Here is a 13316-nt window from a genome sequence, read left to right as displayed (position 1 = left end):
TTAAAGTAGTGGATGAAAAACGTATTCCTCATATTTTAAATAGCTTGAAGGTCTTCTCATTTGCAGAAAGTTTGGGTGGGGTAGAGAGTCTGATCACCTATCCGACAACTCAGACTCATGCGGATATTCCAGCAGAAGTGCGCCATTCCTATGGCTTAACAGATGACCTCTTGCGTTTGTCTATTGGGATTGAGGATGCTAGAGATTTGATTGCGGACTTGCACCAAGCTTTGGAAGGATAAGATAGATATGGGAAAATATGATTTTACAAGCCTGCCCAATCGTTTTGGGCACCATACCTATAAATGGAAAGAAGCGGAAGCTGATCGCGAAGTTCTACCAGCCTGGATAGCAGATATGGACTTTGTGGTTTTGCCTGAGGTTCGACAAGCTGTACAAGCCTACGCAGATCAGTTGGTCTATGGCTATACCTATGCCAGTGATGCTTTGATTGAGTCGGTTCAGGACTGGGAAGCTACACAACACGGCTATCACTTTGACAAGGATGCCCTCGTCTTTATAGAGGGAGTGGTACCAGCAATTTCAACAGCCATTCAAGCCTTTACAAAAGAAGGAGAGGCTGTTCTGATTAACACACCGGTCTATCCACCTTTTGCCCGCAGTGTCAAACTGAACAATCGCAGATTGATTACCAATTCTTTGGTGGAAAAGGATGGGCTGTTTGAGATTGACTTTGACCAGTTGGAGAAGGAATTGGTGGAAGAGGATGTGAAGCTTTATATCCTTTGCAATCCCCACAATCCTGGTGGACGTGTTTGGGAAAAGGAAGTGTTAGAAAAGATTGGGCATCTCTGCCAAAAACATGGTGTTTTGTTGGTTTCAGATGAGATTCACCAAGATTTGGCCCTCTTTGGTCATAAACACCAGTCTTTTAACACCATTGATCCCGCCTTTAAAGACTTTGCCCTTATCTTGAGTAGTGCCACTAAAACATTTAATATTGCTGGGACCAAGAATTCCTATGCAGTTATTGAAAATCCAAAGCTTCGTGTGGCTTTCCAAAAACGCCAGTTGGCCAATAACCAACATGAAATCTCAGGCTTGGGGTATTTGGCGACAGAAGCTGCCTACCGTTATGGTAAGGACTGGTTAGGAGACTTAAAAGAAGTCATCGAGGACCACATTAACTATGTAGTGGATGTTTTGGGCAACGAAACCAAGATTAAGGTCATGAAACCGCAAGGTACCTACTTGATCTGGCTTGATTTTTCAGCCTATGACCTAACGGATGACCGCTTGCAAGAGCTTTTGAAGAATGAAGCCAAGGTTATCTTGAATCGAGGTTTGGACTTTGGAGAGGAGGGAACTCTTCATGCCCGCCTCAATGTGGCTATGCCGAAGTCCGTACTGGAAGAGGTTTGCCAACGCATCGTGACCACTTTTGCTACACTTTAAAAATCGAGCCTTCTAGGAGAAAAGTCTTCCTAGAAGGCTATTTTCGTAGGGGAAAATGTGGTATAATGAAAAGATAAGATAAAGGGGTAACTATGGCTAAATTGATTCCGGGAAAGTTGCGCATGGAGGGGGTTGCACTCTATGAAACAGGCAGCATTGAGATTATCAAGGAAAAAGGGAATCGCCTCTATACTCGTGTGGCGGGAGAAGACTTGCGCTACAGTTTAGAGGATGATCTGGTTTTTTGTGTTTGCGATTTTTTCCAAAAAAGAGGTTACTGTGTTCACCTCGCAGCGCTCGAGCATTATCTGAAGAATGATGAAGAAGGCCAGGTGATTTTACGAGCCTTAGAAAAAGGACATGAAGAGCAAGAAGAGGTCGAAACCAAGGTTAGTTTTGGTGGTAGTTTTTTGGAGCGGATCCAACCTCAGAAGCGAGAAAAAATCTACACTTTGTCGTCTCAAGGCCAGGTAGAAGCTGGAACCAATCGCCTCCTTTGGACTCTTCGAATCGGTTTAGTTGATAGTCAAAAATATTATGTCATTCGTGACATCCCTCTCTTTTTGAAGGTCTTGGTCCATCGAAAGCCATATATGATTGGGAAACACTATGAAAATGACTTGTCTTGGGATGCTTTTGATACAGCTAGTCAGGAAGTTCTTACTTTTTTATGTGGCTTGATTGAGGAGGGACTGAGTCAAGACCTCTTTTTCCCCAATCAAGGTCGTCACCTCTTTTTCCCTCTGACCTTTTTTGAGCAGGGAGTGGAGTTGCTGATGAATTTGGAGGATTTTCATTTTGAACACCAGATTACTAGTTATGAAAATCTTCTCTTTCATGATTTAGATCCCGATGCAGAACTGTTCTCTTTTTCTGTGCAGGAGTTTCCCGATTATTTTGAGATGGAGATTTCTGAAAGTGAGCGAGTTAACGTATTCTATGGAGGGGCAGTTCTCTTTCGTAAGGGAAATCTTTATCTCTTAAACCCTGAACAAATCAGCCTTCTAAAGGAACTCAAGGAGCTCCCTCAGGAGGAAAGCGGGAGGAAATTCCTCCAGTTTGATAACAGTGATCGTGACCGTCTAGCCGCCTGCCTGCCTTTGTTTAGACAGCTGGGCACAGTTTCTGCTCCTGAGCGCTTGCAAATCAGACCCTTTTCACCAATCTTTTACTTTGATAGGGAGGATGACGGCCGCATCCGCTTGAATATCCAGTTTGACTATGGAGATGTTAAGGTAACTAGTCGTCAACAGCTGGAACAATTACCATTTTCAAGCGATGCCGTCTTGGAAAATCAGCTATTTCAAGTCTGTTTAGGGGCTGGTTTTGAGGCTGATTTTCAGTCTTGGAGACAGGCTTTGAAGCCAGAAGTGGTTTATTCTTTCTTTTACCATACGATTCCAGCTTTTGAGAAGTTGGGTCAGGTTTTCTTGTCTGATGAGATGAATCAGCTCTACAGCGTCCAAGCTCCTCAGGTTCAGATTGAGTCCAAGGGAGGATTATTGGAAATCCAATTTGATTTCCAAGGGATTGCCCAAGAAGAGATTGACCAAGCTCTTAAAGCCCTGACCAGCAATCAGGATTTCTATATCAGTTCTTCTGACCAAGTGTACTTTTTTGATGAGGAAACCAAGCAGATTCGTCAAAATTTGCAGGAACTGGGGGTTGAGCTAAAAGATGGTTCTTTTCAGGCGCGAAAATCTCTGGCTTATAGCCTTTCTCAGCTTTTTGAAGGTCAAGATAGGATCTCCTTCTCAGAGGAATTTCAGCATTTAGCTCATGATTTGACCCATCCAGAGGATTTTCCTTTGGGAGATATACAGGTTCAGGCGAGTTTGAGAGATTATCAGGAAAAGGGTGTTCGTTGGCTCCAGATGCTTCATCACTATGGCTTTGGTGGCATCCTAGCCGATGATATGGGACTGGGAAAAACATTGCAAACCATTGCTTTTTTGACTAGTCAGGTGACAGAAGATAGTCGGGTCTTGATTTTAGCGCCGTCAGGTTTAATCTACAACTGGGCAGATGAATTCAGGAAATTTGCCCCACAGTTGGATTTGGCTGTCGTTCATGGTTTGAAAGCGAATCGAGAAGCGATTCTTTCTGAAAATCACCAAATCTATGTGACTAGCTATGCAACCTTTCGTCAAGACAGCGAGCTTTATCAAGAGATGGCTTTTGATTTTCTCTTCTTAGATGAAGCTCAGGTCATGAAAAATGCCCAAACCAAGATTGCTCAGAGTTTGCGCCAGTTTGTGGTGCCAGCAGTTTTTGCTTTGTCAGGTACACCCATCGAAAATCATTTAGGAGAGTTGTGGTCTATCTTCCAAATTGTGCTTCCGGGGCTCTTACCAAGTAAAAAGGAGTTTATGAAATTACCGGCTGACCGAGTCGCGCAGTTTATCAAGCCTTTCGTCATGAGGCGTAAGAAAGAAGAAGTTCTTACAGAACTACCTGACCTGATCGAAGTCGTCTATAAAAATGAACTGGAAGACCAACAGAAGGCCATCTATCTCGCCCAGTTGCAACAGATGCGAGACCGCCTAGCGCAAGTGACCGATCAAGAATTCCAGAGAAGCCGGGTAGAAATTTTATCTGGCCTCATGCGATTGCGCCAGATCTGCGATACGCCTGCCCTCTTCATGGACGATTACCAGGGAGCCAGTGGTAAACTCGATAGTCTCCGAGATTTATTGCTACAAGTGGCTGATGGTGGGCATCGGGTCTTGATTTTCTCCCAGTTCAAAGGAATGTTAGAAAAAATTGAGCAAGAACTCCCAGACTTGGGCTTGACCTCCTTCAAAATCACAGGTTCAACTCCTGCTCATGACAGACAGGAGATGACCAAGGCCTTTAACCAAGGGGAAAGAGATGCCTTTCTCATCTCCCTTAAGGCGGGTGGTGTTGGTCTCAATCTAACGGGAGCTGATACGGTTATTTTGGTTGACCTTTGGTGGAATCCTGCTGTCGAAGCCCAGGCTATCGGAAGAGCACACCGAATGGGGCAGGAGCAGATGGTCGAGGTCTATCGTTTGATTACCAAGGGGACCATTGAAGAAAAAATCCAAGAACTTCAAGAACAAAAGAAACATTTGGTTTCCCAAGTTTTAGATGGTACGGAGTCGCGTGCGAGTCTCAGTCTGGCAGAAATTCGTGAAATTTTGGGAATTTCTGAAGCCAGCACTTGAAAAATCAAGACAATACGCTATAATGAAGTGTTGAAAGGAAATACAAAATGAAACAAGATCGATTTCCATTGGTGTCAGATGATGAGATCATGCTGACCAAAATGCCAGTCATGGACTTGTACGATGAGTCAGACTTTATTAGCAATATCAAAGGTGATTACCGCGATAAAAACTATTTGGAATGGTCTCCTATCAATGAGGAAGAAACCGTAGTTTCTCCAGTGGTTAATAAGGAGTCAAAGCCGAGCCCAGAACCTAAAAAAGTTGAAAAAACGTATGCTGAGTTGGCTCGAGAAGAAGCGCGTGCGGACTTGAAGAAGAAACGCTCAGCCAAGTATTTGACTCAAGATGTTAGTCATACTAGACGACACAATGGTTCAACACTTGTTCGTCAAGGAAACCAACCAACAGCACCATTTCAAAAGGAAAATCCAGGTGAGTTTGCCAAATTTAGTAAAAACTTGAGTCAGTCTCACTATATCTTAGCTGAGGAGGTTGGCCAAGTGGCGAATCCAACTCCGAAAACCCAAACGGAAAAAGCTAAAAAGAACAACTATGATTTTCTAAAGAAGAGTCAGATCTATAATAAAAAGAATAAGCAAACGGAACAGGAACGTCAGGTTGCCCAAGAGTTGAATCTGACAAGAATTACTGAGTAGGGGAGAAAAGCATGTCAAAAACATATCATTTTATTGGAATCAAGGGATCAGGGATGAGTGCCCTAGCCTTGATGTTGCACCAAATGGGACACAAGGTTCAAGGTTCAGACGTTGAAAAATACTACTTTACTCAACGTGGTCTAGAGCAGGCAGGGATTGCCATTCTTCCTTTTGATGAAAAGAACCTACAAGGTGATGTGGAGATTATCGCTGGGAATGCCTTCCGTCCAGATAACAACGTTGAAATAGCCTATGCAGATCAAAATGGTATCAGCTACAAACGTTACCACGAATTCCTAGGTAGCTTTATGCGCGACTTTGTCAGCATGGGAGTGGCAGGAGCACATGGAAAAACTTCAACGACAGGTATGCTGTCACATGTCTTGTCTCACATCACAGACACCAGCTTCTTGATTGGTGATGGGACAGGTCGCGGCTCAGCCAATGCCAAATATTTTGTCTTTGAATCAGACGAATATGAGCGCCATTTCATGCCTTACCACCCAGAATACTCTATCATCACCAACATTGACTTTGACCATCCAGACTACTTTACAAGTCTAGAGGACGTTTTCAATGCCTTTAACGACTATGCCAAACAAATTACCAAAGGTTTGTTTGTATACGGTGAAGATCCTGAGTTGCGTAAGATCACAGCCAATGCGCCAATCTATTACTATGGATTTGAAGCTGAGGACAATGACTTTGTAGCTAGTGATCTCCTTCGTTCTACGACTGGATCAACATTCACCGTTCACTTCCGTGGTCAAGAATTGGGTCAATTCCACATTCCAACCTTTGGTCGTCACAATATCATGAATGCGACAGCTGTTATCGGATTGCTTTACACAGCTGGATTTGACTTGAACTTGGTCCGTGAACACTTGAAAACATTTGCCGGTGTTAAGCGTCGTTTCACTGAAAAAATCGTCAATGATACAGTGATTATTGATGACTTTGCCCACCATCCAACAGAAATCATTGCAACCTTGGATGCGGCTCGTCAGAAATATCCAAGCAAGGAAATCGTGGCAATCTTCCAACCGCATACCTTTACTAGAACCATTGCCTTGTTGGACGAATTTGCCCATGCTTTGAATCAAGCAGACGCCGTCTACCTAGCGCAAATCTATGGATCAGCCCGTGAAGTGGACCATGGTGATGTCAAAGTAGAAGACTTAGCCAATAAAATCAACAAGAAACACCAGGTTATCACTGTTGAAAATGTCTCTCCACTCCTAGACCATGACAATGCTGTTTACGTCTTTATGGGTGCAGGAGACATCCAAACCTATGAATATTCATTTGAACGTCTCTTGTCTAACTTGACAAGCAACGTCCAATAAGGAAAACAGATGGAAATTCCAATCACTATAAGGCAAGCTACCTTATCAGATTTAGAAGAAATGTTGGCGATTGAAGAAGCCAATCCTTCATCAGAAGAGTCACTTAGCCGCCAATCTTTAGAAGAGAGTATCCGCAAGACTGCGGGTACCTTTCTTGTAGCTGGGGATGAAAATCAGCTCGTGGGCTATGTTTTGGGAGAAGCTCAGTCTATTCATCCCAAATGGATAGAAGTAAAATCCTTGACTATTCATCCTGACCATTGGGGACAGGGGCTGGGAACTCTTCTTCTTGCAGCCTTGAAACAGGTGACAGTCGAACTAGATTATCAAGGTATTCTTTTGCAGAGTCCTGATGAACTACTATCATATTTTGAAATGAATGGCTTTGTTGAAGAAGAAGTGATAGAGAGTCATTATGGCAGTGGTTCTGAGTGGTATCTGATTTGGGCTAATCCTTTTTATCAGGAGGAAATATGAAAATCAGACAAGCAAGATTTTCAGATTTAGATCGGATTATAGAGATAGAGTTAGAGAATTTCTCCCTTGAGGAAGCCATTCCTCGTTCCGTCTTTGAGGCCCATTTGCGGGAAATTCAGACCAGTTTTCTGGTAGCTGAAAAAGAGGGGCGTATTCTTGGTTATATCGAAGGTCCAGTCGTTCCGCACCGCCATCTACATGATCAGTCCTTTACAGAAAAAATAAAAGACTATAGTCATCAACCTGGAGGTTATATTTCTGTGACTTGCCTATCTATTGCCAAGGAAGCACAAGCTTTGGGAGTGGGGAAAAGACTATTAAAGGCTCTGAAAGAAGTCGCTTTAGAACATGAACGAGAGGGTATTAATCTGACATGTCATGACTACCTTATCGCCTATTATGAAAAACATGGCTTTGTTAATGAAGGAATATCTCAGTCAAGCTTTGCTGGGGAAACATGGTATGATATGGTCTGGCAGCCTGAAAATAAAGAAAACTAGCTAGGGAATGCCCTAGTTGGTTGCTTTTCTGCGACTTTTAAGATATAATATTATGGATTGTCAACAAGGAGGTAATGCTTTTGACTGAAAAATCAAGAGAAGAAGAAAAATTAAGCTTTAAAGAGCAGATTCTACGTGATTTAGAAAGAGTAAAAGAACAAGATAGAAGAGAGAAAGAAGTAGAGATTCCAAATCTGACGGCTTCATCATCTCCAGCTAGTTCAGCAACTCCTTCAGATCTTGAACCAGAAACATCAACAGAAGAGTTGATGGCTGATTCCCTGTCTGTTGTCGATAAAATCTTAAAGAATGCACCAAGTGTTCCTCCACTTTCAAGTGCTAGTACTGATGAAACGGATGGACAAGAAGAGAAAGAGATTAGACAGCCAATCATTGATAAGATTGAAGTTGTAGAATCTGAAGAACCTCTAGTAGAGCCGATTCATCTGGCTGAAGAACCTGTAGTGGAATCCGTTCAACCTAAGGTAGAACCAGTTGAGCTTAAACCCGAAGAAAAAGAATTTAACGACACTCCGACTAAGGTTGCCGTAACCTATAAAACAGAAGACAAGAAAGAGGAAATTACCCCAGGAATGCCTGAAAGAGTTGAGCCTGTTTCTACAGAATCTAGCAGTGGATTAGCTGATGCTCCACGTCGTAGTCGTCGTCAAGGTGCAACATCAACTAAGAAAAAATCAAAAGCCAAAGGTTGCCTAGTAACAGTTCTAGTTCTCCTAGTACTCGTTGCAGTTGGTGGTTATTTTGGTTATGGTTATGTGCAAGATTCCTTGAAACCTGTGGATGCGAGCTCTAAGGACTACGTAACGGTTCAAATCCCAGACGGTGCAAATGTTCAAGAAATTGGAAGCACCTTGGAAAAATCTGGTCTGGTTAAACATGGACTGATCTTTAGCCTTTATGCTAAATACTATAGCCATGCCAACTTGAAGTCAGGTTATTACAACTTGAAGAAGAGTATGAGTACGGATGAGTTGATTCAAGAATTGGAAAAAGGTGGGACTCCTGAAGCTCAGGCACCTGTTCTTGCAAACTTGACCATTCCAGAAGGCTATACATTAGAGCAAATCGCTCAAACAGTAGGACAACTTCAAGGTGAATTTAAAGAACCTCTTACTGCGGACGCTTTCTTGGCAAAAGCTCAAGATGAGACCTTTATCTCACAATTAGTAGCCAAGTATCCAAACCTACTTGGAAGTCTTCCAACAAAAGACAGTGGCGTTCGTTATCGTCTTGAAGGCTACCTTTTCCCAGCTACCTATACGATCAAAGACAGTTCAACTGTTGAAAGTTTGATTGATGAGATGGTGGCTGCTATGGATAAGGCTATGTCACCATATTACGCTACGATCAAAGAAAAGAATCTGACAGTTAATGAATTGCTCAGCATTGCTTCTCTTGTCGAAAAAGAAGGAGCTAAGACCGAAGACCGCAAGAAAATCGCAGGTGTCTTCTATAACCGCTTGAATGCCGGTATGCCACTTCAAAGTAATATCGCTATTCTATATGCTCAAGGAAAACTTGGTCAAAAGATCAGTCTAGCGGATGATGCTGGAATTGATACAACGATTGATTCACCATACAATGTTTATACACACCTTGGCCTCATGCCTGGACCGGTTGATAGCCCAAGTTCGGATGCGATTGAAGCAAGTGTAAACCAGACAAAGAGTGAGTACTTGTACTTTGTAGCTAATGTAGAAGATGGTAAAGTATACTTTGCAACAACAAAAGAAGAACATGATCAAAACGTTGCAGAGCATATCAATAGCAAATTACCCCAATCAAGTAGTTCAAACTAAAATTATGTGGTTTTCCACATAATTTTGTTTTAAAAACCTAATAGAAAAAGAAAGTTGAGAAAAATGGCAGAAAAAACTTACCCAATGACCCTTGAAGAAAAGGAAAAACTTGAAAAAGAATTAGAAGAATTGAAACTCGTTCGACGTCCTGAAGTCGTAGAGCGTATCAAGATTGCTCGTTCCTATGGAGACCTTTCAGAAAATAGTGAGTATGAAGCAGCGAAAGATGAACAAGCTTTTGTTGAAGGACAAATTTCAAGTCTAGAAACAAAAATTCGTTATGCTGAAATTGTTAATAGCGATGCAGTTGCCCAAGATGAGGTAGCAATCGGTAAAACAGTAACAATCCAAGAAGTCGGTGAAGACGAAGAAGAGGTCTACATCATCGTCGGTTCTGCAGGTGCAGATGCTTTTGCTGGTAAAGTATCAAATGAAAGTCCGATTGGCCGTGCTTTGATTGGCAAGAAGACTGGCGATACTGCAACGATTGAAACACCAGTTGGTAGCTATGATGTCAAAATCTTAAAGGTTGAGAAAACAGCCTAAATAGGATGAAAAAGGAGTAGTGAAGGTTTTGCCTTGCTCAACTCCTTTTTGGTTTTTTTGGATAAAAAGGAGACTATATGAGTTCAAATAAGAAGAAAAATAAAATGGAGCGTGGTTTAACTAATCGCCATGTTCAGGTGATGGCCATTGCGGGAACAATCGGAACAGGACTTTTCCTAGGTGCTGGTCGCTCTATCAGCCTTACTGGACCTTCTATCATTCTGATTTATATGATCACAGGAGCCTTTATGTTTTTGATGATGAGGGCTGTTGGGGAGATGCTGTATCAGGATCCCGAACAACATACCTTTATCAACTTTATCACCCGTCATTTGGGGAAAGGCTGGGGATATTTCTCAGTTTGGTCTTATTGGTTGTCAGTTGTCTTTATCGGTATGGCAGAAATCACTGCCATCTCAGACTATGTCCGCTTCTGGTTTCCCACATGGCCTAGCTGGATGATTCAGCTTGTCTTTTTAACGATTTTGGCTTTGGTCAACCTGATTACGGTTAAGCTCTTTGGAGAAGTCGAGTTTTGGTTTGCTATGGTCAAGATTGTGGCGATTTTAGCCATGATTGCCACTGGGGTCTTTATGGTTTTGACAGGCTTTAAGACACCGCATGGTGTTGCAAGTTTGGCAAATATCAGCGACCAGTTCTCTCTTTTTCCAAATGGAGTTATGAACTTTGTCATGGCCTTTCAAATGGTATTTTTTGCCTATCTGATGATTGAGTTTATCGGGGTGACAACTTCTGAAACAAAGAACCCTCGTCAGGTCTTGCCCAAAGCTGTTAAGGAAATTCCTCTCAGAATTATCTTCTTCTATGGGGGAGCTCTCATTGCGATTATGGCCATCATTCCTTGGTCTTATCTTAATTCTTCAGATTCTCCATTTGTAACGGTCTTTGAACTGGCAGGGATCAAGTGGGCAGCAGCTCTGATTAACTTTGTTGTCTTGACATCAGCAGCGTCTGCTCTTAACTCAACTCTCTACTCAACAGGGAGACACTTATATCAGATTGCCCATGATTCGCCAAATCGTTTCTTAAAGGCCACTAAGGTCGATACCCTTTCTCGTCACAATGTTCCGCAAAATGCCATCATTGCCTCAGCGATCTTGATTGCTCTGGCAGCCTTTATCAACGTGCTACCAGGTGTTTCAGATGCTTTTGCTTTGATCACAGCATCCTCATCAGGTGTTTACATCGCTATTTATATCTTGATTATGGTGGCTCATCTCAAATACCGCAAGTCACAAGATTTCATGGCTGATGGCTACCTCATGCCTCAGTATCGCTTGCTTAATCCCCTAACTATTCTCTTTTTTGTCTTTGTTTTTGTGACTCTCTTTTTGCAAGAGTCCACTTTCATGGGGGCAGTTGGTTCTGCCATCTGGATCCTTGTTTTTGGGGTTTATAGTCAGTGGAAATTTAGAAAATAAATCATGAACTCATCAACTCTGTTTGGTGAGTTTTTCTAGTTTGACAGTCCATCGAAATAAGACTATAATCAAGCTGTGGTAGTTTATTAGGAGGTTTGGATGCACGTTAGATTGGAAAATAAGGAGTCGCATAAAGCGCAGGAAATAGGGGATTTGATTCGTGCTTATAATCGTTCCAAAAGAGAAGAGGCTGAGAGCGAGCCACTGAATCTTTATCTCGAAGACGAAAAGGGCAATCTCATGGCGGGCTTAGTAGCTGAGACTTTCGGAAATTGGCTGGAAATCGAATATTTGTTTGTGAAAGAGGAATTACGGGGACAAGGAATCGGTTCGAAACTATTGCAGCGAGCTGAAAGTGAAGCTAAGAAACGAAACTGTCGTTTTGCTTTTGTCAATACTTACCAGTTTCAAGCGCCAGATTTTTATAAAAGACTTGGTTACAAGGAAGTCTTTACCTTGCAAGACTATCCCTACACAGGGCAAAGATACTATTACCAAAAGGATTTGTGACCTAGACTTCTTTCTTTTGGAGAGGAACTTAGCTAAGTATCAAACAAGAACGAATACTCTTTATCATGTAAGATGGTAGAGAGTTTTTTGTTAATAAAATCTTACAAAATGACATCTATATATTGCATTAAGTTAGATATATGGTATAATATATTTAAAAAGAAGCGCAACTTTTTAAAAATGTGAAGGAGGACGCTAGTGGCTAAAAATTTAAAATTAAAATTAGCTCGTGTGGAGCGTGATTTAACACAAGGTGATTTGGCAGAAGCTGTGGGTGTTACTAGGCAGACTATAGGCTTGATTGAAGCTGGGAAATACAATCCTAGTCTCTCCCTCTGTCAGTCCATTTGCAGATGCTTAGGCAAAACTTTAGACCAACTATTTTGGGAGGAAGAAGATGAAAAATAGAAAAAAACTTGTGATCAAAGATGAACGTACGGAAAAATTGGACGGAAACATTTCAGGAGAAATTCTCTTGGGAATGTGCCTATTTTTGGCACTGGAAATTTTTGCCAAAGTTTATATTTTCAATTTAACACTTTTGTCCTATTTACCAGAATTACTTTTATTGATTGGAGTCGGTTTGTATGCCATCATTCGCCGCATGTATGTTGGAATTGACATTCGAGATATTGTTGAGAATACTGGAAAAGAAAGAATTTTATCTGCTTTGGGATTTTCTATAGTGGTTTTATTGATTGATATCGTAGGCAATCGCGAGGAACTGGTCAATCTATTGACTTGGAAGTACTCCCTAAAAGTGCTTCTAGCAGTTATCATCTATCTCGTTGGGAGTTTTTCTATGGATAGAGTTATCCTATACTTGAATCGCAGAAATCAGCAAGTTTGGGAGGAAGAAGATGAAAAATAAATTTTTTTATTATCAATTACTAGACGAAAGAGAAGAACAACTGATCAACAGAGCTGGGACAGAGTCTTTTTATATGTTTATCGGGCTCATTCTGCTAAGCTATTTGGTGGCTGTATTAGTACCTGCTCTTTTTAATCCTAATATTCTTCTGGTTACCCTTCTTTTAGGAATTTTCTTCTTTTTCAATCGTGCACGACAACTTGGAGTGACCTACTATAGTCGTTTTCATTTTACGATTGGAGGGTGTTTGCTGGTAACTCTCGCTATTACGACTCTCTTGATGTTGGAGAATTATCAATTCAATATCGAAATTTATCAGCACAATCCTTTGAACGTTAAATACTTGTCTGCTTGGGTCATTACTTATCTGATTTACCTGCCTTGGGTTTTTATCGGCAATCTCGGCCTTAAAAGTTATGGCGAATGGGCCCAAAAAAAGTTTGAGAAAGATATGGATGAACTGGAGAATGGAGAATAGCTTGTTAGCTTTTTATCAATCTTGGTAAAATGTGTTATAATAGTACTAATTTATCGGATGGTG

General features: G+C 41.6%; 14 protein-coding genes. All 14 read left to right on the top strand.

Annotation, left to right across the window (positions count from 1 at the left end; genetic code table 11):
• On the top strand, positions 1-242 hold a 242-nt coding region (locus SORDD27_RS10330; RefSeq protein ID WP_231069304.1), incomplete at its 5' end, for a PLP-dependent transferase.
• Positions 243-249: 7 nt separating this feature from the next.
• Positions 250-1416: a MalY/PatB family protein gene (locus SORDD27_RS05320; RefSeq protein ID WP_061427766.1), complete on the top strand. Its 1167-nt coding sequence runs from the start codon at positions 250-252 to the stop codon at positions 1414-1416.
• Between the two features lie 92 nt (positions 1417-1508).
• Positions 1509-4604, top strand: a complete 3096-nt coding sequence (locus tag SORDD27_RS05315) for a pilus expression-regulating Snf2 family helicase (RefSeq protein WP_061427765.1) — start codon at positions 1509-1511, stop codon at positions 4602-4604.
• A 47-nt stretch (positions 4605-4651) separates the two neighbouring features.
• The gene (locus SORDD27_RS05310; protein WP_061427763.1) at positions 4652-5263 is read left to right on the top strand and encodes a divisome accessory protein ZapJ; all 612 of its coding nucleotides are present in this window, start codon (positions 4652-4654) and stop codon (positions 5261-5263) included.
• An 11-nt stretch (positions 5264-5274) separates the two neighbouring features.
• Positions 5275-6609, top strand: coding sequence for a UDP-N-acetylmuramate--L-alanine ligase (gene murC / locus SORDD27_RS05305; protein WP_049477480.1), 1335 nt, complete (start codon positions 5275-5277; stop codon positions 6607-6609).
• Positions 6610-6618: 9 nt separating this feature from the next.
• Complete coding sequence (locus tag SORDD27_RS05300; RefSeq protein ID WP_061427761.1) at positions 6619-7086, top strand: GNAT family N-acetyltransferase; 468 nt, start codon at positions 6619-6621, stop codon at positions 7084-7086.
• Positions 7083-7586, top strand: a complete 504-nt coding sequence (locus SORDD27_RS05295; RefSeq protein WP_061427752.1) for a GNAT family N-acetyltransferase — start codon at positions 7083-7085, stop codon at positions 7584-7586. Before SORDD27_RS05300 ends, SORDD27_RS05295 begins: the two co-directional genes overlap by 4 nt.
• 74 nt (positions 7587-7660) lie before the next feature.
• Entirely contained in the window at positions 7661-9406 is a 1746-nt protein-coding gene (gene mltG, locus SORDD27_RS05290; RefSeq protein ID WP_081103361.1) for an endolytic transglycosylase MltG, read from the top strand.
• 63 nt (positions 9407-9469) lie between these two features.
• Positions 9470-9952: a transcription elongation factor GreA gene (gene greA / locus SORDD27_RS05285; protein WP_000818765.1), complete on the top strand. Its 483-nt coding sequence runs from the start codon at positions 9470-9472 to the stop codon at positions 9950-9952.
• 77 nt (positions 9953-10029) lie between these two features.
• Positions 10030-11394 (top strand): amino acid permease, encoded by a 1365-nt coding sequence (locus SORDD27_RS05280; protein ID WP_061427749.1) that lies wholly within the window; start codon positions 10030-10032, stop codon positions 11392-11394.
• 99 nt (positions 11395-11493) lie between these two features.
• Complete coding sequence (locus tag SORDD27_RS05275; protein ID WP_081103360.1) at positions 11494-11904, top strand: GNAT family N-acetyltransferase; 411 nt, start codon at positions 11494-11496, stop codon at positions 11902-11904.
• A gap of 198 nt (positions 11905-12102) precedes the next feature.
• The gene (locus SORDD27_RS05270) at positions 12103-12312 is read left to right on the top strand and encodes a helix-turn-helix transcriptional regulator (protein ID WP_001107502.1); all 210 of its coding nucleotides are present in this window, start codon (positions 12103-12105) and stop codon (positions 12310-12312) included.
• Positions 12302-12775, top strand: a complete 474-nt coding sequence (locus SORDD27_RS05265; RefSeq protein ID WP_061427747.1) for a DUF6773 family protein — start codon at positions 12302-12304, stop codon at positions 12773-12775. Before SORDD27_RS05270 ends, SORDD27_RS05265 begins: the two co-directional genes overlap by 11 nt.
• Complete coding sequence (locus tag SORDD27_RS05260; RefSeq protein ID WP_061427746.1) at positions 12765-13253, top strand: DUF6773 family protein; 489 nt, start codon at positions 12765-12767, stop codon at positions 13251-13253. Before SORDD27_RS05265 ends, SORDD27_RS05260 begins: the two co-directional genes overlap by 11 nt.
• Positions 13254-13316: the final 63 nt, after the last annotated feature.

This window comes from Streptococcus oralis, from assembly GCF_001579025.1.
Taxonomy (GTDB): Bacteria; Bacillota; Bacilli; order Lactobacillales; family Streptococcaceae; genus Streptococcus; species Streptococcus oralis_X.
Note: the sequence above shows the minus strand (reverse complement) of the source record. Positions and strands in the feature narration are given on the sequence as shown.

Coding starts and splice junctions, on each gene's coding strand:
- SORDD27_RS05280 (WP_061427749.1), top strand. CDS start 10,030: ATGAGTTCAAATAAGAAGAAAAATAAAATGGAGCGTGGTTTAACTAAT.
- SORDD27_RS05265 (WP_061427747.1), top strand. CDS start 12,302: ATGAAAAATAGAAAAAAACTTGTGATCAAAGATGAACGTACGGAAAAA.
- murC (WP_049477480.1), top strand. CDS start 5,275: ATGTCAAAAACATATCATTTTATTGGAATCAAGGGATCAGGGATGAGT.
- SORDD27_RS05320 (WP_061427766.1), top strand. CDS start 250: ATGGGAAAATATGATTTTACAAGCCTGCCCAATCGTTTTGGGCACCAT.
- mltG (WP_081103361.1), top strand. CDS start 7,661: ATGCTTTTGACTGAAAAATCAAGAGAAGAAGAAAAATTAAGCTTTAAA.
- SORDD27_RS05300 (WP_061427761.1), top strand. CDS start 6,619: ATGGAAATTCCAATCACTATAAGGCAAGCTACCTTATCAGATTTAGAA.
- SORDD27_RS05310 (WP_061427763.1), top strand. CDS start 4,652: ATGAAACAAGATCGATTTCCATTGGTGTCAGATGATGAGATCATGCTG.
- SORDD27_RS05295 (WP_061427752.1), top strand. CDS start 7,083: ATGAAAATCAGACAAGCAAGATTTTCAGATTTAGATCGGATTATAGAG.
- SORDD27_RS05275 (WP_081103360.1), top strand. CDS start 11,494: ATGCACGTTAGATTGGAAAATAAGGAGTCGCATAAAGCGCAGGAAATA.
- SORDD27_RS05315 (WP_061427765.1), top strand. CDS start 1,509: ATGGCTAAATTGATTCCGGGAAAGTTGCGCATGGAGGGGGTTGCACTC.
- SORDD27_RS05260 (WP_061427746.1), top strand. CDS start 12,765: ATGAAAAATAAATTTTTTTATTATCAATTACTAGACGAAAGAGAAGAA.
- greA (WP_000818765.1), top strand. CDS start 9,470: ATGGCAGAAAAAACTTACCCAATGACCCTTGAAGAAAAGGAAAAACTT.